Origin of the sequence: Halomonas maura (assembly GCF_030409305.1) — a bacterium.
GTDB classification, from domain to species: domain Bacteria; phylum Pseudomonadota; class Gammaproteobacteria; order Pseudomonadales; family Halomonadaceae; genus Halomonas; species Halomonas maura.
The window spans coordinates 22371-41763 of the sequence record NZ_JAUFPQ010000016.1 but is presented as its reverse complement, the minus strand read 5'-3'; the positions used below and the strand labels follow the sequence as shown (position 1 = coordinate 41763).

The 19393-nt window shown below is 69.8% G+C and carries 20 protein-coding genes; 4 read left to right on the top strand and 16 right to left on the bottom strand.

The genetic code is table 11. The features are described 5' to 3' along the window. Positions 1-58: 58 nt before the first annotated feature. Positions 59-820, top strand: coding sequence for a sporulation protein (locus QWY76_RS09430; RefSeq protein WP_290310911.1), 762 nt, complete (start codon positions 59-61; stop codon positions 818-820). A gap of 61 nt (positions 821-881) precedes the next feature. Here QWY76_RS09430 and acuI read toward each other — a convergent pair whose 3' ends face one another. The 12 genes from acuI to ltnD all read right to left on the bottom strand — a co-directional run bounded on the left by acuI (position 882) and on the right by ltnD (position 12785). Beyond that, entirely contained in the window at positions 882-1865 is a 984-nt protein-coding gene (acuI, locus tag QWY76_RS09425) for an acrylyl-CoA reductase (NADPH) (RefSeq protein ID WP_290310910.1), read from the bottom strand. Between the two features lie 56 nt (positions 1866-1921). Next, complete coding sequence (acuR, locus tag QWY76_RS09420; RefSeq protein WP_290310909.1) at positions 1922-2554, bottom strand: acrylate utilization transcriptional regulator AcuR; 633 nt, start codon at positions 2552-2554, stop codon at positions 1922-1924. A gap of 98 nt (positions 2555-2652) precedes the next feature. Further along, on the bottom strand, positions 2653-3564 hold the full coding sequence (locus tag QWY76_RS09415; protein ID WP_290310908.1) for an NAD(P)-dependent oxidoreductase: 912 nt from the start codon (positions 3562-3564) through the stop codon (positions 2653-2655). A gap of 39 nt (positions 3565-3603) precedes the next feature. Continuing rightward, positions 3604-5064, bottom strand: coding sequence for an aldehyde dehydrogenase family protein (locus QWY76_RS09410; RefSeq protein WP_290310907.1), 1461 nt, complete (start codon positions 5062-5064; stop codon positions 3604-3606). Between the two features lie 27 nt (positions 5065-5091). Continuing rightward, positions 5092-6366, bottom strand: a complete 1275-nt coding sequence (locus QWY76_RS09405; protein WP_290310906.1) for a TRAP transporter large permease — start codon at positions 6364-6366, stop codon at positions 5092-5094. Further along, complete coding sequence (locus QWY76_RS09400) at positions 6363-6977, bottom strand: TRAP transporter small permease (RefSeq protein WP_290310905.1); 615 nt, start codon at positions 6975-6977, stop codon at positions 6363-6365. The genes QWY76_RS09405 and QWY76_RS09400 overlap by 4 nt, the downstream gene beginning before the upstream one ends. A 65-nt stretch (positions 6978-7042) precedes the next feature. After that, the gene (locus tag QWY76_RS09395; protein WP_290310904.1) at positions 7043-8044 is read right to left on the bottom strand and encodes a TRAP transporter substrate-binding protein; all 1002 of its coding nucleotides are present in this window, start codon (positions 8042-8044) and stop codon (positions 7043-7045) included. Positions 8045-8107: 63 nt separating this feature from the next. Next, complete coding sequence (gene denD, locus QWY76_RS09390) at positions 8108-9070, bottom strand: D-erythronate dehydrogenase (protein ID WP_290310903.1); 963 nt, start codon at positions 9068-9070, stop codon at positions 8108-8110. A 46-nt stretch (positions 9071-9116) separates the two neighbouring features. Beyond that, a complete protein-coding gene (gene otnI / locus QWY76_RS09385) occupies positions 9117-9911 on the bottom strand; it encodes a 2-oxo-tetronate isomerase (RefSeq protein WP_290310902.1) in 795 nt (264 codons plus the stop codon). Between the two features lie 20 nt (positions 9912-9931). Further along, on the bottom strand, positions 9932-10579 hold the full coding sequence (gene otnC, locus QWY76_RS09380) for a 3-oxo-tetronate 4-phosphate decarboxylase (protein ID WP_290310901.1): 648 nt from the start codon (positions 10577-10579) through the stop codon (positions 9932-9934). Beyond that, the gene (otnK, locus tag QWY76_RS09375; RefSeq protein ID WP_290310900.1) at positions 10576-11856 is read right to left on the bottom strand and encodes a 3-oxo-tetronate kinase; all 1281 of its coding nucleotides are present in this window, start codon (positions 11854-11856) and stop codon (positions 10576-10578) included. Before otnK ends, otnC begins: the two co-directional genes overlap by 4 nt. Positions 11857-11858: 2 nt before the next feature. After that, entirely contained in the window at positions 11859-12785 is a 927-nt protein-coding gene (gene ltnD / locus QWY76_RS09370) for an L-threonate dehydrogenase (protein ID WP_435388975.1), read from the bottom strand. 125 nt (positions 12786-12910) lie between these two features. Here ltnD and QWY76_RS09365 point away from each other — a divergent pair, with 125 nt between their 5' ends. Further along, a complete protein-coding gene (locus QWY76_RS09365) occupies positions 12911-13945 on the top strand; it encodes a LacI family DNA-binding transcriptional regulator (protein WP_290310897.1) in 1035 nt (344 codons plus the stop codon). A gap of 12 nt (positions 13946-13957) precedes the next feature. On the opposite strand, the gene QWY76_RS09360 is transcribed toward QWY76_RS09365, so the two are convergent. Beyond that, complete coding sequence (locus QWY76_RS09360; protein WP_290311055.1) at positions 13958-14425, bottom strand: LysR substrate-binding domain-containing protein; 468 nt, start codon at positions 14423-14425, stop codon at positions 13958-13960. Positions 14426-14855: 430 nt separating this feature from the next. Here QWY76_RS09360 and QWY76_RS09355 point away from each other — a divergent pair, with 430 nt between their 5' ends. Beyond that, a complete protein-coding gene (locus QWY76_RS09355; protein WP_290310896.1) occupies positions 14856-15542 on the top strand; it encodes a type 1 glutamine amidotransferase domain-containing protein in 687 nt (228 codons plus the stop codon). Positions 15543-15554: 12 nt separating this feature from the next. Continuing rightward, a complete protein-coding gene (locus tag QWY76_RS09350; protein ID WP_290310894.1) occupies positions 15555-16244 on the top strand; it encodes a glutathione binding-like protein in 690 nt (229 codons plus the stop codon). A gap of 121 nt (positions 16245-16365) precedes the next feature. On the opposite strand, the gene QWY76_RS09345 is transcribed toward QWY76_RS09350, so the two are convergent. The 3 genes from QWY76_RS09345 to QWY76_RS09335 form a co-directional block, all read right to left on the bottom strand. Further along, complete coding sequence (locus tag QWY76_RS09345) at positions 16366-17190, bottom strand: c-type cytochrome (RefSeq protein ID WP_290310893.1); 825 nt, start codon at positions 17188-17190, stop codon at positions 16366-16368. 201 nt (positions 17191-17391) lie between these two features. Beyond that, the gene (locus QWY76_RS09340) at positions 17392-18027 is read right to left on the bottom strand and encodes a transglycosylase SLT domain-containing protein (RefSeq protein WP_435388974.1); all 636 of its coding nucleotides are present in this window, start codon (positions 18025-18027) and stop codon (positions 17392-17394) included. Positions 18028-18174: 147 nt separating this feature from the next. Next, positions 18175-19380 (bottom strand): benzoate/H(+) symporter BenE family transporter, encoded by a 1206-nt coding sequence (locus QWY76_RS09335; protein WP_290310890.1) that lies wholly within the window; start codon positions 19378-19380, stop codon positions 18175-18177. Positions 19381-19393 lie beyond the last annotated feature (13 nt).

Genomic DNA, 19393 nt, shown 5'->3' with positions numbered 1-19393 from the left:
ACCGCCGGGACCGCTATACTCGGGCCTCCCCCATGGACCCAGCAGAAGGAAGCGACGGATGTTCGACAAGCTCATGGCCGCCATCGGGATCGGCAGCGCCCGCGTGGATACCCTCCTGGAAAGCGACACCGCCGAGGCCGGCGGGGTGCTCAAGGGCGAGGTGCATATCCAGGGCGGCGAGGTCAGCCAGGACCTGGACGCCCTGGTCCTGGACCTGGCCAGCGAGGCCATCAGGGAAGTCGACGACAAGAAGGTCAGGATCGGCCACCCCTGGGCCTCGGTAGAGATCTGCGGTGCGATGACCATCGCCGCCGGCGAGGAGCGCCGGCTCCCCTTCGAGCTCACCCTGCCGCTGCTGTCTCCCCTCTCGGTAGGCCGCCAGCATCCCAAGACCTGGGTGGCCACCCGGGCCGACATCGCCCTGGCGCTGGACCCGCGCGACAAGGATCCCCTGCGCATCCTGCCGGGGCCTGTCCACCGCGCCGCCTTCGAGGCCATGGAGGCGCTGGGCTTCGTGATGAGCGGCGCACCACTGGAGCTGTCGCGCCAGAACCCCGCCACCGGTTGCCTGCAGGAGTTCGAATTCAAGCCCACCCCCGGCAGCCGCTTCGGTCACCTGGACGAGGCGGAGATCGCCTTCCTGCCCTCCACCCGGGGGGATGGCCTCGACCTGCTGGTGCAGCGCGATACCCGTGCCACGGGGCTGGGTTCGCTGCTCTCCGAGATGGCCGGCACCGATGAGCGCTTCTACCGTATTCCCCTCAGCGGGAAGGAATCCGTCGAGGAGCTGCAACGCCAGTTGGACGCCGTGCTGCGCTGAGGCCCGACGGGCCCGTCAACAGCAACACAACGGCGGGAGCGCGTCCCGCCGTGCTACGCCGTCAGTCCATCATGTCGACCACGACGCGTCCGCGGACGCGACCCGCCAGCAGTTCGCCGGCCGTGTCGATGGCTTCCTCCAGCGAGATCGTGCGGGTGATGGCGTCGAGCTGCCCGGGGGCCAGCAGCTCGCCGAGCCGGCGCCAGGCCTCGACGCGATCCGCATAGGGCCGCATCACGCTGTCGATCCCCACCAGGGTCACGCCCCTGAGGATGAAGGGCGCGACAGTCGCCGGCAGGTCCATGCCCTGGGCCAGCCCACAGGCCGCCACGGCGCCACCGTGGCGGGTCCCGGCCAGGACGTTGGCCAGGGTGTGGCTGCCCACCGAGTCGATGGCAGCGGCCCAGCGTTCCTTGGCCAGGGGGCGGCCCGGTTCGGACAGCTCCGCCCGGTCGATCACCTGCTCGGCACCGAGCCCCTTGAGATAATCGGCTTCCTCCAGGCGACCGGTGGAGGCCATGACCCGGTAGCCCAGTCGCGCCAGCAGCGCGATGGCATAGCTGCCCACGCCGCCGTTGGCGCCGGTCACCAGCACCTCGCCCTGTTCCGGGGTGACGCCCTGCTTCTCCAGCGCCATGACCGAGAGCATCGCGGTATACCCGGCCGTCCCAATGGCCATGGACTGCCGGGCCGTGAAGGCCGCCGGATGAGGAATCAGCCAGCGGCTGTCCAGCCGGGCCTTCTCGGCCAGCCCGCCCCAGTGCGTCTCGCCGACGCCCCAGCCGTTGAGCAGCACGGCATCGCCCGGCCGGTAGGCGTCGGCCGTCGAGCTCTCGACCGTGCCCGCCAGGTCGATGCCCGGCACCATGGGAAACTGGCGCACCACCGGGCCCTTGCCGGTGATCGCCAGGGCATCCTTGTAGTTGAGGGTGCTGCAATCGACCCGCACCGTGACGTCGCCGTCCGGCAGGCGCGCCTCGTCCAGCATCTCGAGGGCCACCTGCTGCCCCGCGTCGTGCTTGTCGATCAGAATGGCCTTGAACATCGTTCACTCCTCCTTATAGACCGGTCGTCTATTAAATGGCATGAAGCAAATCCCACCTAGCGGGGCAGCCCCTCCAGGTAGGTCGTGATGAAGGTTTCCAGGGGACGCGCCCCGCCCTCGAGCCTGGCGCGCATCACGGCGCCTTCCCAGCCGATCCAGAAGGCCTCGGCGAGCCTGTCGCAATCGGCGTCCTGACGGAGGTCGCCGTTCGCCTGCGCCTCGCGCAGGCAGCCGGCCAGGCGCCGCTGCCAGTCGTCGAGGGTCGCCCGCAGCCACTGCCGGTACGCCTCCGGCAGGCCGCCGGCCTCCTGCCCCAGGTTGCCCACCAGGCAACCGCGACGGTAGTCGTGACGGGCCATGCCGGCCTTGGCATCGGCGACGAAGGCGGTGATGCGCGCCAGGGGCGACCGCGACGCATCCAGGAGGTGGCGGTCGAGCTTGCGGGCGAAGTAGGCCCCGTAGTGCTCCATCACCGCCCGCCCGAAGGCCTCCTTGCTGTCGAAGTAGTAGTAGAAGGAGCCCTTGGGCACCCCGACCCGCTTGAGGATGCCGTCGATGCCGGAGACGGCGAAGCCCTGCTCGGTCAGGACCTCGAGCCCGCTGCGGATCAGGGCCGCGCGGGTATCGGGATCGTCACGGGGCACCTTGGGGGGGCGGCCGCGACGTGGCTTGGAAGTCGCTTGCGTCATGCCCCCAATATAGACCGACTGTCTATAAAATCAACCCAACCCACCCGAATCCTTGTCCAGGGCCCCTGCCGGCCGCGGGCCGCCGACCGGCAGGAGCGTTACCGGCCGCTCTCTCCGGAACCGGCGTCCGGGCCTCCGCCCAGCGACCCGAGCAGGCGGATCAGCTCGGGCACGTGGGCCTGGCGATCCTCGATGCCGGCGTACAGCCCCTCGACCGCCGAGGCAATGCCCCGGGCCGCGCCCAGTTCATCGGTCATGGCATGGTAATAGCCGAGGTCCTTGCTGGCGTTGGCCACGCTGAAGCGGAAGCCGGAGGGGTCACCGGTCTCGATGAAGGGGCGCAGGCGCTCGAAAATCACCCCACCACCGCCTCCCCTGCCCACTACCTCGAGGAAGGCTCCGTCGTCGATTCCCGCCCCGCGCGAGGCAGCGGCGGCCTCGGCGAGCACCGCCGAGAAGCCCAGCGAGACGAAGTTGTGGAGCAGCTTCAGGGTATGCCCCGCGCCCACCTCGCCGGCATGCGTGATGGTCTCGGCGAAGCTCGCGAGCAGCGGCCGGCACTGCGCGAAGAGCGGCTCGGGCGAACCCACGATCAGGTTCAGCCGCCCCGCCTCCGCCTCCTTGGGCGTGCGGGTCATGGCGGCATCCATGAAGCGCCCCCCTGCCCCGGCCACCCGCTCGGCCACTCGACGGGTCGAGCTCGGCTGGGCGGTGGAGCAGTCGATCACCACGGCCTCCTCCCGGAGCCCCTCCAGCACCCCTCCGGGCGAGAACAAGACCGCCTCGACCTGGGGCGAGCCGGTCACGCAGAGGATGACCACGTCCGACGCCTCGGCGACCTCGCGCCCCTGGTTCTTGCGCTCGGCGCCCGCCGCGAGGAGATCGTCCACGGGCTGGTTGCCGGGATGGTCGAGGAAGCACAGCCGATACCCGGCCGTGAGGATGTTGCGGGCGATGCCGTGGCCCATCAGGCCCACGCCGATCAGTCCGACACGCATTGTATGGGTCATTGCCGTCTCCTTGGGCAGTGGGCGAGGCGCCTGGCCTCATCATCCATGGCGGATGGCCAGGGTCTTCAACCGGGTGTAGCTGCGCAGTCCCTCGAAGCCCTTCTCGCGACCATGGCCGGAGCGCCCCACGCCCCCGAAGGGCAACTCGATACCGCCGGCGGCCCCATAGTCGTTGACGAACACCTGGCCGCTGCGGATGCCTCGGGCGAGGCGCAGCTGGCGCCCGCCGTCCCGGGTCCAGATCCCCGCGCACAGCCCGAAGTCGGTGGCATTGGCCAGGGCGAGCGCCTCTGCCTCGTCGTCGAAGCATTGCACCGCCAGCACCGGCCCGAACAACTCCTCCCGCAGCACCTCGTGGCCTTCCGGAATGTCGGTCAGCAGCTGCGGCACCACGAAGTGGCCACCGGCAGGCGCATCCTCGGCCAGCTGCCCCTGGGCCAGCACCCGAATGCCATCGGCACGGGCGGCCTCGAGCCTGGCCTCGAGGCCGGCCTTCTGCCGGGCATTGATCAGCGGTCCGCAGTCGGCATCCGCCTCGCCGGCATCGCAGCGCAGTGCCGAGAAGCGCTCGGCGAGACGTGCCAGCAGGGGCTCGGCCACCTCGCGCTGGACCAGCAGGCGACTGCCGGCCGAGCAGGTCTGACCGGCATTCTGGATGATGCCGCGAACCACGGCCGCCAGCGCCGTCTCGAGTTCGGCATCCGCGAAGACGAGCTGTGGGGACTTGCCGCCCAGCTCCAGGATGACCGGCACATGATGCTCCGCCGCCGCCTGGGTCACCCGGGTGCCGGTCTCGGGGGAGCCGGTGAACGACAGGTGATCGATACGCGGATGGGCCGCCAGGGCGGCGCCCGCCTCGCGTCCCAGGCCCGGGACGACGTTGAGCACGCCCGGCGGCAGGCCCGCCTGGGTGGCCAGCTCGGCCAGGCGCAGCACGCCGAGGCAGGCTTCCTCCGCCGGCTTGAGCACCACGGTGTTGCCCGCCGCCAGGGCCGCGGCGACACAGCGGCCGAAGATCTGGGCGGGATAGTTCCAGGGAATGATCTGGGCGCAGACCCCGTAGGGTTCGCGCCAGGTCATCACCGCGAAGTCGGTCTCGAAGGGGATCGTCTCGCCATGCAGCTTGTCCGCCGCCCCGCCGTAGAAGCGGAAGTAACGGGCACAGGCGGTGATGTCCCCGCGGGCCTGGGCCATCGGCTTGCCGGTATCGGCACACTCCAGGGCGGCCAGCCGTGCGTGATCGGCCTCGATGGCGGCGGCGAAGGCCAGCAGCCATTCGCCGCGCCGGCGCGCACTCCAGCATGACCAGTCCCCGAGCCGGCCGGCGAAGGCGTCCCCCGCCGCCCTGACGGCTGCGTCGACCTCCTCGGCCTGGCCGCGGGCAATGCGCGTGATGGGCTCGCCCCGCGCGGGCGCCTCGACCGGCAGGGTCTCGAGGGTGGCGACCCATTCACCGCCGATCAGGGCCTCGCGGCGCGGCATGTCGGTTAAAGCAGGCATGGGGTGGACTCCGTATCGTTGTTGTCGTCAATAGAGCAGGTCGACCAGCCCCAGCGAGATCCAGGGCAGGTAGGTGATGGCCAGCAGGCACGCCAGGACCACCAGCACGAACCGCATCAGCCAGGGCAGCAGCTGGTCGACGGACAGCCGCGCCACTGCACAGGCCGCGAAGAGGTTGACGCCCAGCGGCGGCGTGAACATGCCGAGCGCCAGGTTCACCACGATGATCAGGCCGAAGTGCACCGGGTCGATGCCGTACTGGACGGCGATGGGGGTGAAGATCGGCGCGAGCACCAGGATCGCCGCCGAGGTCTCGATGAACATCCCGACCACCAGCAGCATGACGTTGACCGCCAGCAGGAAGGCGATGGGACTGTCGAAGACCTCGGTCACCCAGCTCGCCACCTCGCCCGGCAGCCCGGAGCGGCTGATCAGGAAGCTGAACAGCGCCGCCGCCGCGATGATCAGCATCACCGCCGCCGTCGAGATCACGCTCTCCTTGAAGATCGGGAACAGCTCCGCCAGGGGCAGCTCGCGGTAGATCAGCCCACCCACGATCAGGGCATAGACCACCGCCACTGCGGAGGCCTCGGTGGGGGTGAAGACACCGCCATAGATCCCGCCGATCACCACCACCGGCATCAGCAGCGCGGCCCAGGCCCGCTTGAAGGCGGTCGGGAAGTCGTGGCGATCCTCCCGGTCACGCAGCCCGTAGCCACGGATCTTGCAGAACAGGTACAGGAACAGCAGCAGCGCGCCGCCGATCAGCAGCCCCGGCCCGATCCCCGCGATGAACAGCTTGCCGATCGAGGTGTCGGTGCTCACCCCGTAGAGGATCAGCGGGATGGAGGGCGGAATCAGCACCCCGAGCTCCGCCGAGGAGGCCTGGATGGAGGCCGCCAGCGGGCGCGGATAGTCGTGCTTGACCATGGCGGGAATCAGGATCGAGCCGATGGCGAAGGTGGTGGCCACACTCGACCCGGAGACCGCGGCGAACATCATGCAGGTCAGCACGCAGGTCATGGCCAGCCCGCCCTGGAGACCGCCGACCAGGGCCTTGGCGAGGTCCACCAGGCGCCGCGAGATCCCGCCGGCGGCCATCAGGTTGCCGGCCAGGATGAAGAACGGGATCGCCATGAGGGGGAAGTTGTCGATGCCCACGAACATCTGCTGGGGCACCAGCAGCAGCGGCAGGCGCGAGAAGAACTCGATGCCGATGATCGAGGCCAGCACGATCGAGACGGCAATGGGCACCCCCAGGCTGAACAGGATGATCAGCGAGAGTCCGATGGCGGCATTCATGGGCGTTCACTCCTGTCGTTGAGCTTGCCGGGGGTAACGGCGTCCTGATCGGGGGAGCCGGTCTCGGGCGCCGCGTCCTCGCCGGCCACCGCCGGCGAGCCGGGCAGCGCCTCCTCCACGACCGGGCCGATGGTCTCCTGGCCGGTGGCCTGGGCGAGCAGCCGGGCGACCACTGCGACCAGCGCGAAGCTCGCTCCCACCGGCATGGCGGCATAGGCCCAGGAGATCGAGACCTCGAGCCCCGACAGCATCTGCGTCTGGACGCGCAGCATCATGGCGGTGCCGAAGGTGATCAGCACCACCAGCACCACGGCGCAGCACACGGCGATGAAGGCCTCCAGCCAGATCAGGCGACGCCCCGGTATCAGCTTGTAGATGACCTCCACGGACATCATGAATCCGCCCCGGAAGCCTGCCGCGGCCCCCAGGAAGACACACCAGATCATGGCCGAGCGGGAGATCACTTCGGACCAGGTCGAGGGGGCATCGAAGACGAATCGCGTCATCACCTGGTAGAACCCCAGGGTGACCGACACGATCAGCATGAGCACGGCGCCGAGCAGGGCCAGACGGGTGGTCTGGCGCTCGACCCTGAGAAAGAGTTGCAGCATCGTGGCCACCATCAGTGAAGCAGGGCCCCGGCACCCTGGGGGTGCCGGGGGATCGGTTCAGCGGATCAGCAGTCGCTGGCGCGCACGCGGTCGAGCATCTCGCTGCCGTACTGGTCGGTGTAGATCTGGTAGGCCGGCTTGACGGCTTCCTGGAACGGCGCCTTGTCGATGTCCGTTTCCACGGTCATGCCGTTCTCGCGCAGCAGTTCCACGCCCTCACTCTCGAGACGCGACACTTCCTCGCGGGTGGCTTCGGCGGACGCCTGGGCGGCCTGCTCGAACCAGCCGCGCTCCTCCTCGGAGAGCCCGTCGAGCAGGATCGGCGAGCCCAGCACCACGGCGGGCGAATAGACATGCCCGGTCAGCGAGAGATGGTCCTGCACTTCCCAGAACTTGGTGGCGACGATCACCGTGATGGGGTTCTCCTGGCCGTCCACGGTGCCCTGCTGCAGGGCGGTGAACACCTCGGGGAAGGCCATCGGCGTGGGATGCACCCCCATCTGCTCGAAGGCCTCCATGTGCACCTTGTTCTCCATGGTGCGGACCTTGAGGCCCTCGGCATCCCCCGGGGAGGTGACCGGCCGCTTGCTGTTGGTCATGTGGCGAAAGCCGTTCTCCGACCAGGCCAGGCCCACCAGGTCGTGGTCGCCCATCTTGTCGAGCAGGTCCTGGCCGACCTCACCGTCGAGCACGCAGCGGGCCTCGTCGTAGTCCTCGAACAGAAACGGCAGATCGAGCACGTAGGTCTCCGGCACGAAGTTGCCCAGCGGGCCGGTGGAGGTGATCACCAGGTCCACGGTGCCGATCTGCAGGCCCTCGATCATGGCGCGCTCGCCGCCGAGGGCGCCCGAGGGATGCTCCACGACCTCGAACTCGCCGTCGCTGAGGCGCTCGAGGGTTTCCTTGAAGGCATCGGCCCCGACCGAGTAGTGGGAACTGTCGGAGAGGGTATGCCCCAGGTTGACGGTCTGTGCCGCCTGGGCGCTGAGGGCCCCCATGGCGAGCGCGGCGGTCGTGGCACCGGTGATGGCCGTGGCCAGGGTGCGGCGTGCGAAAGTGGCTGTCATTGTTGTCACCTCTGTTGGCATTGACACGCTTGGGGAAACATCCCGGGGTGCGTGGTCCCGGGATCAGGCACGTTCGTCCAGGAAGGCCTCGACGATCTCGCGGAAGTTCTTGTCACTCTGGAAGCCCAGCCGGCGGGCGCGCTCGTTGGTGAAGCGTGCCGGCCAGCTGCCGACGATGGCCGCGATGCGCGCATCGGGCTCGTGGCGGACCAGGGCCAGCGCCTCCTCGCCGGCCGCCTCGCGCAGCGCCTCGAGCATCTCGGCCACGCTGACGGTGATGCCCGGCAGCATGAAGGCCCGGAAGGGGCCCAGCGCCTCGCCCGGGACCTCGGCGCCGTGGATCAGCGCCTCGACCACCTTGGCCGGCGACATCACGAACAGGTCCAGGTCGGTGGGAACCGGGCAGACGGCCTCCTCGCCGTTCAGGGGCTCGCGCAGGATGCTGGAGGCGAAGCTCGACGCCGCGGCGTTGGGACGCCCGGGGCGAATGACGATGGTCGGCAGGCGCAGCACCAGCCCATCGACGAGACCGCGACGGCTGTAGTCGTTGACCAGCAGCTCGCTCATGGCCTTCTGGGCGCCATAGGAGTTCTGCGGGTGCAGCGCGGCAATGTCGTCGAGGACCTCGGGCAGGTCGCCGCCATAGGCCGCCACGGAGCTGGCCATGACCAGGCGGGTAGCGGACAGCCCCTGGGCGCGACAGCCCTCGAGCAGGGCCCGGGTGGCATCGAAGTTGACGCGCATGCCCAGGTCGAGGTCCGCCTCGGCCGCCGAGCTGACCACCGCGGCCAGGTGGTAGATGACGTCGGGCCGGGCTTCCAGCACCGGGTCCAGGGCCCCCGGGGAGCTGATGTCCAGCGCCAGGCAGCGGATCTCGACGCCCTCCCGCTCGATGGCGGGCGGCTCGGCCTGGTCGATCAGGGTCAGGCGGCGGATCGCGGTGCCATCGAGCGCGCCGCGATCGAGGAGCTGGTGCACGAGGCGCTGGCCGAGAAAGCCGGCGGCGCCGGTGATCGCTATATGCATGGGTTCTCGCTTCCTGAGGTTGTCGTTGTCGTGTCGGTCCGGCCGGTCAGGGCTGGAGCCCGTAGTCGCGCCCCCAGCCCAGGCCGTCGCGGGTCTCGGCGGCCGGTCGGTACTCGCAGCCGACCCAGCCGCGATAGTCCAGGGCCGCGAGGCGCTCGAGCACCGGCGGATAATGGACCTCGCCGATGTCCGGCTCGTGGCGCTCCGGCACCCCGGCGATCTGCACGTGGCCGATGTGCGGCAGCAGCCGCTCGAGATGGCGGATCAGGTCGCCTTCCATGATCTGGCAATGGTAGAGGTCGAACTGCAGCCGCAGGTTGTCGGCGCCCACGGCCTCGAGGACCGCCACGGCCTGGTCCTGCCGCGAGAGGAAGTAGCCCGGCATGTCACGGGTATTGATCGGCTCGATCAGCAGGGCGCGTCCGGCCTTGGCCGCCTCCCCGGCGGCGAAGCGCAGGTTCGCCAGGTAGGTGGCGTGATGGGCCTCGCGGACCTCGGCATCGGCGTCCTCCGGGAGCAGTCCGGCCATGGCGTGCACGCGCGGGCAGTCCAGGTGCGCGGCATAGCGCAGCCCCTCGATCACGCCATCGCGGAACTCCGCCTCGCGGCCCGGCAGGCTGGCGAGCCCGCGCTCCCCCGCCTCCCAGTCACCGGGCGGCAGGTTGAACAGCACCTGCTCGACGCCGTTCTCCTTCAGTGCCGTGCGCAGCGCCTCGGGGGAATGGGCATAGGGAAACAGGTACTCGACCCCCGTGAAGCCGGCAGCGGCGGCCGCGGCGAAGCGGTCGAGGAAGGCATGCTCCCGAAACAGCATGCTGAGGTTGGCGGCCAGTCGGATCATGATCGGTCCTCGCTGTGGGGTCAGTCGCGCGGGAAGCGCGCTTCGAGTTCGGCCACCTGCTCGGGGCTCAGGCCACGGGGATTCTGGCCACGCAGCAGCAGGTACAGCTTGGCGGTCTCCTCCAGCTCTTCGGTGGCATAGACCGCGGCCTCCAGCGACTTGCCGGCCACCACCGGGCCATGGTTGGCCAGCAGCACCGCACTGTGGCGGCCGGCCAGCCCGCGCACGGCATCGCCCAGGCCCGGGTCGCCGGGGATGTGATAGGGCACCAGCGGCAGGCGGCCCACCCGCATCACGTAGTAGGCGGTCAGCGGCGGGATGCAGTCGCAGGGGTCCACGTCGGGCAGGCACGAGACGGCCACCGAATGGGTGGAGTGGAGGTGGACGATGGCGCCGGACTGGGGGCGCTCCTCGTACATCGCCGTATGCAGGAAGTGCTCCTTGGTCGGCTTGTCGCCGTCGAGCAGCCGGCCGTCCCGGTCCAGGCGCGCGATGCGCGCCGGGTCGAGGCGTCCCAGGCAGGCATTGGTGGGGGTCATCAGCCAGCCACCATCCTCGAGGCGCACGCTGATGTTGCCGCTGGAGCCCATGGTCAGGCCCCGGTCGAACAGCGACTTGCCCAGGGTGGCGATCTGCTCGCGCAGTGCATTGATCGCATGGGAACTCATGGCAGCACCTCGAAGGCTCGGGTGAAGAAGTCCGGGCCACCGAAGTTGCCCGACTTGAGGGCCAGCGACAGCGGGGCCCCGCGATCGGCGAGCGGCGCCTGGGTCCAGGGCACCCCGGGGTCGATCTGGTCGCCGATGCGCAGCGTGCGGATGCCGAGCGCCGAGACCACCGCACCGGAGGTCTCGCCCCCGGCGACCACCAGGCGCCCCACGCCCTCCGCCACGAGCTGGCGGGCCAGGCGCCCCAGCGCCGCCTCGACCAGCTGGCCGGCTCGTTCGGTGCCGAGCGCCGCCTGGGCGGCCTGGACCCGCGCCGGGTCGGCGGAGGCATAGACCAGCACGGGCCCGCCGGTCGCCAGCCGCTCCCGGGCGAAGGCCAGGGCCGCCTGGACGTGGTCCTCGCCCTCGGCGAGGGCCAGCGGGTCCAGGGCATGGCCCGGATGGTGCTCGAGGAAATGGGCGACCTGGCCCAGGGTCGCCCGCGAGCAGCTGCCCGAGAGCACCAGGGCGCTGCCCGCCGCCGGGGCGAGGCGGCCGGGCTCGGCGACCTCGGCCAGCCAGCCTTGGCGCCGGTACTGCGCCGGCAGCGCCTGGCCGAGCCCGGAGCCGCCGGTGACCAGCGACAGATCGACCACGGCCGCGGCGATCACCGCGAGGTCCTGCGCGTCGAGGGTGTCGCAGATGACATGGCCGACCCCCTGCTCGCGCAGGGCGTCCAGGTGCCGGCGGGTCGCCTCGCCGCCCTGGGCCAGCACCGGGCGGGCCGCCAGCCCGACCGGACGCGAGGCCTGCCGGGACAGCACCCGCACCAGGTCGGCGTCATGCATGGGGTTCAGCGGATGGTGCTGCATGCCGCTCTCGTTCAGCAGCCGGTCGCCGACGAACAGGTGGCCCTGGTAGACGGTACGGCCGTTGATCGGGAACGCCGGGGCCATGACGGTCTGCGGCGCCCCGAGGCGCTCCATCAGCGCCTCGCTGACCGGGCCGATGTTGCCCTTGTCCGTGGAGTCGAAGGTCGAGCAATACTTGAAGAAGATCTGCCGAGCGCCCTGACCCTGCAGCCAGTCGAGGGCGGCGAGGGAGTCCTCGACGGCCTCGGTCACAGGGCATGAGCGGGACTTCAGCGCCACCACCACGGCATCGATGTCGTCCAGGGCCAGCGGTTGCTCCGGCACGCCGATCACCTGCAGGCAGCGCATGCCGCTGCGCACCAGGTTGTTGGCAAGGTCGGTGGCCCCGGTGAAGTCGTCGGCGATGGCGCCCAGCACGATAGCCATGGTCACGCCTCCCCCGGGTCGTTGGCCGCCTCGGGCAGCGCGATGCCCGACAGCCGCTCGTAGACCTTGATCACCGCCGAGTCGTCCTCGCGCCCGAAGCCGGCCCCCTTGGCCGCGGTGAACTGCTGCAGGGCACTGGCGGCCACCGGGGTCGCCATGGCCAGCTCGCGGCCGGTGTCGTGGACGATGTTGAGGTCCTTGACGAAGATGTCGACGGCGGACAGCGGCGTGTAGTCGCCCTTGAGGATATGCGGCACCCGGTTCTCGAACATCCAGGAGTTGCCCGCCGAATGGGTGATCACCTCATAGACGGTGTCCGGGTCCAGTCCCAGGCGGATACCCAGCGCCATGGCCTCCGCCGCCGTGGCGATATGCACCCCGGCCAGCAGCTGGTTGACGAGCTTCATGCTCGAGCCGATGCCGGCCGCGTCACCCAGCCGATACACGGTGGCCGCCATGCCGTCGAGGGCCGCCGCGGCCTTGTCGAAGGCCGCGGGCGTCCCGGAGGCCATGACCGAGAGCTCGCCGCTGCGGGCCTTGGCCGCCCCGCCGCTGATCGGCGCATCGAGCATCTCGAGCCCGGCCTCGGCCAGCCGCTCGCCGAGCCGGCGAGCGATGCTGGGGGCCACCGTCGCGCACTGCAGCACCACGCTGCCCGGGGCGAGGCGACCGACCAGGCCCTGGTCGCCGAACAGCACCTGCTCGACCTGGTCGGCGTTGACGACCACCAGGAGCACGATGTCGCAGTGCGCGGCCAGCTCCGCAGGGGTGGCGGCCGCACGCCCACCCTTGGCCGCGAAGGCCTGGCGGGCCGGAGCCGAGACGTCGCAGCCCGTCACCGCCAGCCCCTGTTCGTGGAGTGCAGTGGCCGTGCCCATGCCCATGGCGCCCAGGCCGATGACCCCGATGCGCGGCGCGCTTGCGGAAATGTCACTCACCTTTCGATCTCCCGATGGTCGTGTGATTCGTTATGGTAGCGCTATCATGTTAGCGCTATCATAGTTCTAGACGAGTGACTTTCCCGCAGCAAGCCCAGTGTGCAAGGATGTGACCAATGTCTAATCAGGATCCCAGCAGGACACGGCGCCGCCGCGGTTCGGCCCAGCCGACCCTCAAGGAGGTCGCGGCCGCCGCCGGCGTGTCCTCCATCACCGCCTCCCGCGCGCTGAACGCGCCCGAGCGCGTCAACGAGGAAACCCGCAAGCGGGTCCTCGAGGCCGTCGACCGGGTGGGCTACGTGCCCAACCTCGTCGCCGGCAGCCTGGCCAGCGCCCGCTCCCGCTTCATCGCGGTGATCGTGCCGTCGCTGGCCAACGCCGTGTTCATCGAGGTGATCCGCGGCCTGCAGGCAACCTTCGAGGCACAGGGCTACCAGATCCTGCTGGGCAACACCGACTACGACATCGAGCGCGAGCACCGCCTGGTCAGGACCTTCCTGGGCTGGTCCTGCTCGGCGCTGGTCACCGCCGGGCTGCGCCATACCCCGGCCTGTCGCGACCTGCTGGAGCATTGCGACAAGCCGGTGATGGAGGTCATGGAACTGGGCGAGGCCCTGGACCTCAATGTCGGCCTGGACCATCGCGAGGCCGGCCGCTGCATGGCCCGCCACCTGCTGGAGCGTGGCTATCGGCGCATCGTCTACGTCGGCGCCTGCCTGGACAAGGACTACCGGGCCGGGCTGCGCTTCGACGGCCACCGGGAGGTCATGGAGGCGGCCGGGCGCGAGGCGCCGCTCATCGAGCTGGACCGGCTGGGCAGCCTGGAGGCCGGCGCCGCCGGGCTCGATCGGGTGCGTGACGCCTATCCCGACGCCGAGGCCATCCACTTCGCCAACGACGACCTGGCGGCCGGAGCCCTGCTGCACGGCTTCCGGCTCGGCCTGAAGGTACCGGACGAGATCGCCATCGCCGGGTTCAATGGCCTGGCACTTGGCCAGCACCTCACCCCGCGCCTGACGACGATCAAGTCCCCCCGCGAAACCATGGGACGCCAAGCCGCCGAACAGATCCTGCGGCGGCTGGACGGCAAGCGGGTCACCCGACGCCAGTGCAATGTCGGCTTCGAGTTGCTGGTCGGCGAGAGCACCTGAGGCGTTCCAGGGTCACTCGCCGTCGGACGCCAGCAGCGCCTGGATCCGCTCGCGCAGCCAGGCCCGCAGCCGGTCGTCATGGGTCCGCTGGTGCCAGACCTGGATGACCGCGACCCGGCCGAGCGACAGCGGACACTCGTGAATCACCAGGCCGGGATGGCGGGTCACCGCCTGCTCGGCGACGCTCCTCAGGCAGGTCCGCAGCAGGTCGCTCTGGGCGACCAGCAGCGGCGGCACGGTAAAGCTGGAGAGCCCGCCACGATGCGCCGGGGCCTGGCCCTGCTCGCCCAGCCGCTTGTCGACCCGACCGTCCAGGTCGCCGGTCAGGGTGGTCACCAGGTGCTCGCCGGTCAGGGTGGTCGCCAGGTCCAGCCGCTCGCCGATCCGCGGATGGTCCCGTGCCGCCAGCACCACGAATCCCTCCTCGTGGATGCGCTGCTGGAAGTAGCTGCCCGGCGGGTCCTCGTAGAAGCCGGCGATGGCGATGTCGCACTCCCCCGTCTCGAGCTCGGCGCCAGGCAGGCGCCGCGGGTGTTGTGAGTGACCAGCTGCAGGTTCGGGGCCTCCCGGCGGGTCACCTCCAGCAGCCGCGGCAGCAGCAGCTGTTCCATGTCATCGGTGGTGAACAGGTGCACCCGGTCCACGCGCGACAGGAAGTCGCCGCCCTCGCACAGCTCGAAGAAGCCATCGATGCCCGCCGAGACGCTGCGCTCCTGGCAGCCGCAGGTTGAGGTCCTTACCCACGAGATTCATTTCTTTAATACCTGGTATCGAAAATGAGCTATTTCGAATAAATGTGGGCCGTCCAGGATGGAACCACTCGACTCGCCCGGTGCCAGATCACCGGGATCACCCCATTTTTGCCGGGGCCGCATGACCCGACGTCCCGGCCCCCGGGAGGAAAAGACCGATGAACAAGCGGATCTTGATCGTGCTGACCTCGCATGACCGTCTCGGCGACACCGGCGAGAAGACCGGCTTCTGGCTGGAGGAGTTCGCCGCGCCCTACTACGCCCTCAAGGATGCCGGTACCGAGATCACCCTGGCATCCCCCAAGGGCGGCCAGCCGCCCCTGGACCCCAAGAGCGACGCCGAGGACAGCCAGACCGAGGCCACGCGGCGTTTCAAGCAGGACCCGGAGGCCCAGGCCCAGCTTGCCGCCACCCAAAGGCTCGCCGAGATGAGCGCCGACGACTTCGATGCGGTCTTCTACCCCGGCGGGCATGGCCCCCTCTGGGATCTGGTCGACGACCGCGACTCGATCCGCCTGATCGAGGCCTTCTGGGCCCAGGACAAGCCGGTCTCGGCGGTCTGCCACGCGCCCATCGTGCTGCTGAACGCCAGGGACGCCTCGGGCAGGCCCATCGTCGAGGGTCGCGAGGTCACCGGCTTCACCAACGGCGAGGAAGCGGCGGTCGGCCTGACCGAGGTCGTTCCCCAGCTGGTGGAGGACGCCCTGATCGCGCGCGGCGGCCACTACTCCAAGGCCGAGGACTTCGCGCCCTACACCCGCCAGGACGGCCGCCTGATCACCGGGCAGAACCCGCCCTCCTCCGAGCCGGTGGCCGAACGGCTGATCGCCATGCTGAAGGAGTAACGAGGAGCCGACATGATCGATCTCTACTACTGGACCACGCCCAACGGGCACAAGATCACGATGTTCCTGGAGGAGTCGGGGCTCGACTATCACATCAAGCCGGTCAACATCGGCAAGGGCGAGCAGTTCGACGAGGATTTCCTGGCCATCGCCCCCAACAACCGCATCCCGGCGATCGTCGACCATGCCCCGGAGGATGGCGGCGGGCCGCTGTCGCTCTTCGAGTCCGGGGCGATACTCGAGTACCTGGCCGACAAGAGCGGCCGTTTCCTGCCAAAGGACCTGCGGGGCCGCACCAAGACCCTGCAGTGGCTGCACTGGCAGATGGGCGGGCTGGGCCCCATGGCCGGCCAGAACCATCACTTCATCCAGTACGCGCCGGAAACGCTGGAGTACGCCATCAGCCGCTACGTCAATGAGACCGCACGACTGTACGGGGTGCTCGACACGCGCCTGGCCCGGCGCGACTACATTGCCGGCGCCGACTACTCCATCGCCGACATGGCGGTGTATCCCTGGATCGTGCCCCACGAGAACCAGCGCCAGGACCTGGACGACTTCCCCCACCTCAAGGCCTGGTTCGAGCGCATCGGGCAGCGGCCGGCGACCCAGCGCGCCTACGCGTTGACCCGCAAGGTCAATCCCGATGCCGGCAAGCCGCTGGACGACGAGGCCCGCCGCCATATGTTCGGGCAGCGCTAGGTCAGTCGGCCCTCGGGGTCGGCCCCCCTGAACCAGGCAGGCGATGACCGGAGTCATCGCCTGCCGTCATCAGCACCGTCGTGCCCGTTGCCGCCTGGCAAGCTACGAGGGCCGGCGGCCCTCAATGGGCGTGATCATGGCCATCGTCGTGATGGCCGTCCCCGGGCCGGGCGGTGGCCTCTTCCTCGTGGTGGTCATCGGCCTTCGGGTCCTCGGCACCGTGGTCATCGGCCGCCCCGTCGTGGTGGCCCTCACCGGCCTCCCCTTGCCCCGCCGTGTCGTCCGCCATGGCCTGCAGGTTGCCATGCTCATGGTCATGGCCGTCGTCGGCCTGGGCCTGGCCGGCGGCAGGCGCCGGATCGTCGCGGGAGTCGCCCTCGCCCGCCATGGCCGACATCTTGCCATGCTTGTGATCACGGCCATCGTCGGCCGCGCCTTGCCGCGCCTCGGGCGCGATCGAGGCGGCATAGTCCTGCTCGGAGAGCTCGGGCAGGCGCCGCAGGAAGGCCACCATCTCCCACAGCTCGGCATCCTCATGGGTCTCGCCCCAGGCCGGCATGCCGGTCATCTTGATACCGTGCTTGATGATCCAGAACTGCTCCGCCGGCGAACGATGGCCCGGCTCGGCGAGCCGCGGCGGCGTGGGGTTCAGGCCCGCCCGCAGCACCGTGCCGTCGAGTCCGGGCTTGAGGTGGCAGGCCGTACAGAGCTCCTCGTAGGCGCGCGCCCCCTGGCGGATCATCTCGGGGTCGTCGAGGTCGGGCACCTCGATGTCCTCGGCCCGGGTGGACACGGAGGCGTGCATGGTGGAATGCAGGACCGTCTCGACCAGCGGCAGGTGGTCGTCACTGGCGGCCACGTTGTACATGCCGCTGTGCATGTAGGCCATGCCCCCCGCGCCGAGCAGGCCCAGGCCCAGCACCATGCCGGCCAGGATACGCAACATAGGAACCATCCTCTGCGTCGTTGATGGTGTCGGTCATTCGCAGGGTTCTGGACGCACCTCGGACCGCCCCCTCCGTTCACTAGTACCACCAGCGGCCGGAGGGGCCGATCGACCTGCACGGCGGACGCGGCTGCCCGCCTGCGAACCCGCGAACAGTGTGCCACGAGAGGCCCGGCACCTCGAACGCCTCCCCCCGCTCGGCTAGCCCCGGCAGAACGGCCAGACCTGGTAGAAGCGATCGCAGCGGAACTCGGCCTTGCAGGCGGCCAGTTGGGACCGATAGCGTCCGGCGGTCGCGGCAACCTGCCGGGCGGCGCGTCGCACGCCGGGCTTGCTGCGGTAGCTGCCCCGCCGGTAACCGCCCTGGCCCTCGTGGTAGGCCAGGTAGAGATGCTCGGGATTGTGCAGCGACACCCCCGTCATGCGCCGGGTGCGCGCGTTGTACCAGCCGATGAAGTCGGTGGCGTCGTCCATGTCGCTGCGGCTGGCGAACCAGCCGGCCGCCTCCGCCTGGTACTCCCCCCACACCGGGTCCTGGGCCTGGGCATAGCCGTAGGCCGACGACGGCCGGGTCCAGGGGATGAAGCCGAGCAGGCGTTGGCGGGGAGGCTTTACATGGCTGCGAAAGGACGACTCACGCTCGATGAAGGCCATCTGCGTCCAGATCGGCGTGCCCCATTTCTGCTCGGCGTCCCGGGCGGCGTCGTACCAGTCCGGTTGCTCGCGGAAGATCTCGCACAGGTTGGTCTGGTCCCGGGGCGGCGCCGGGGCGAACATGGCACAGCCCGTCAGGACGAGGGCGACGCCGAGCAGGCAAGGTCCGCGCAACCCTCCCATCATGCTCCGCCGCCGCGTGGCGCCTGGTCTTCCCTCCACCGTCTCCTCCCTGCTGTTCCAGCGGCCACCAGTCGGCCGGGCTGATGGCGAGCCTACCACCAGAACCCGTGCGGCGGCAGTCGGCGCGTTCCACGCACCCGCCGACGCTCAGCGCCGCGTATTTTCCGTTGCGGCGCGGCGACGCGGGATGGCCAGTGGCCGATGCAGCAGGGCGTAGGCCAGGGCACCGACCACCACACCCCAGAAGGCCGAGCCGAGCCCCAGGAAGCTCATGCCGGAGGCCGTGGCGATGAAGGTGATCACCGAGGCCTCCAGGTGATCCTTCTGGGCGGCAAAGGCGCTGACGTTGCTGGTGATGGCGCCGATCAGCGCCAGACCCGCCAGCACGGCGACGAACTCGCCGGGCAAGGAAGTGAACAGCGCCACGATGGTGCCGGCGAAGGTCCCGCCGACCAGGTAGAAGACGCCGTTGGCCACGCCGGCGACATAGCGCTTGTCCGGGTCCTCGTGAGCCTCCGGGCTGGTGCAGATCGCCGCGGTGATGGCCGCCACCACGGTGGTGATGCCGCCGAAGCAGGCGGTCGCGAGGGAGGTCAGGCTGGCAACGGTGACGATGGGCCTGGCCGGGGTGTTGTAGCCGGAGGTGCGCAGGATCGCCATGCCCGGCAGGAACTGCCCGGTCAGGCTGACCAGCACCAGCGGGATCGCCAGGCTCAGGGTGCCCTGCCAGGTCCACTCCGGGCGGATCAACTGGGGCGAGGCCAGCGCGAGCGTCACGCCCTCGAGGCTCGCCCCCTCCAGGACGACCGCCAGGACGACGCCGACGATGAGCAGCAGCACCAGGCTGTAGCGCGGCGTCAGGCGCTTGAAGACCAGGTAGGCCAGGAGCATGCCGATGGCCAGCGCCGGCACCGACTCCAGCGAGACGAAGACGCCGACGCCGAACTGGAAGAGGATGCCGGCCATCATGGCGCTGGCGATCCCCGGCGGAATCGTCCGGATGATGCGGTCGAAGGAGCCGGTGATGCCGATCACCAGGAGCACCGATGCCGCGGTGAGGTAGGCGCCCACCGCCTCGCCGAGCGACAGTTCCGGGAAGAGCGTGACCAGCAGCGCCGTGCCCGGTGCCGACCAGGCGGTGACTACCGGCACCCTCAGCCACAGGCTGAGCCCGATACCGGAGACGGCGGCCCCCATGGAGATGGCCCAGACCCAGGAGGTCATCATGGCGCCCGAGATCTCGGCGCTCTGGGCGGCCTGGAAGAAGATGGCCAGGGGGCCGGCATAGGAGACCAGCACCGCCACGAAGCCGGCGGTGACGGCGGGAAGGGACCAGTCCTGATGGAGTCGCATGGCGAGTTCCTCG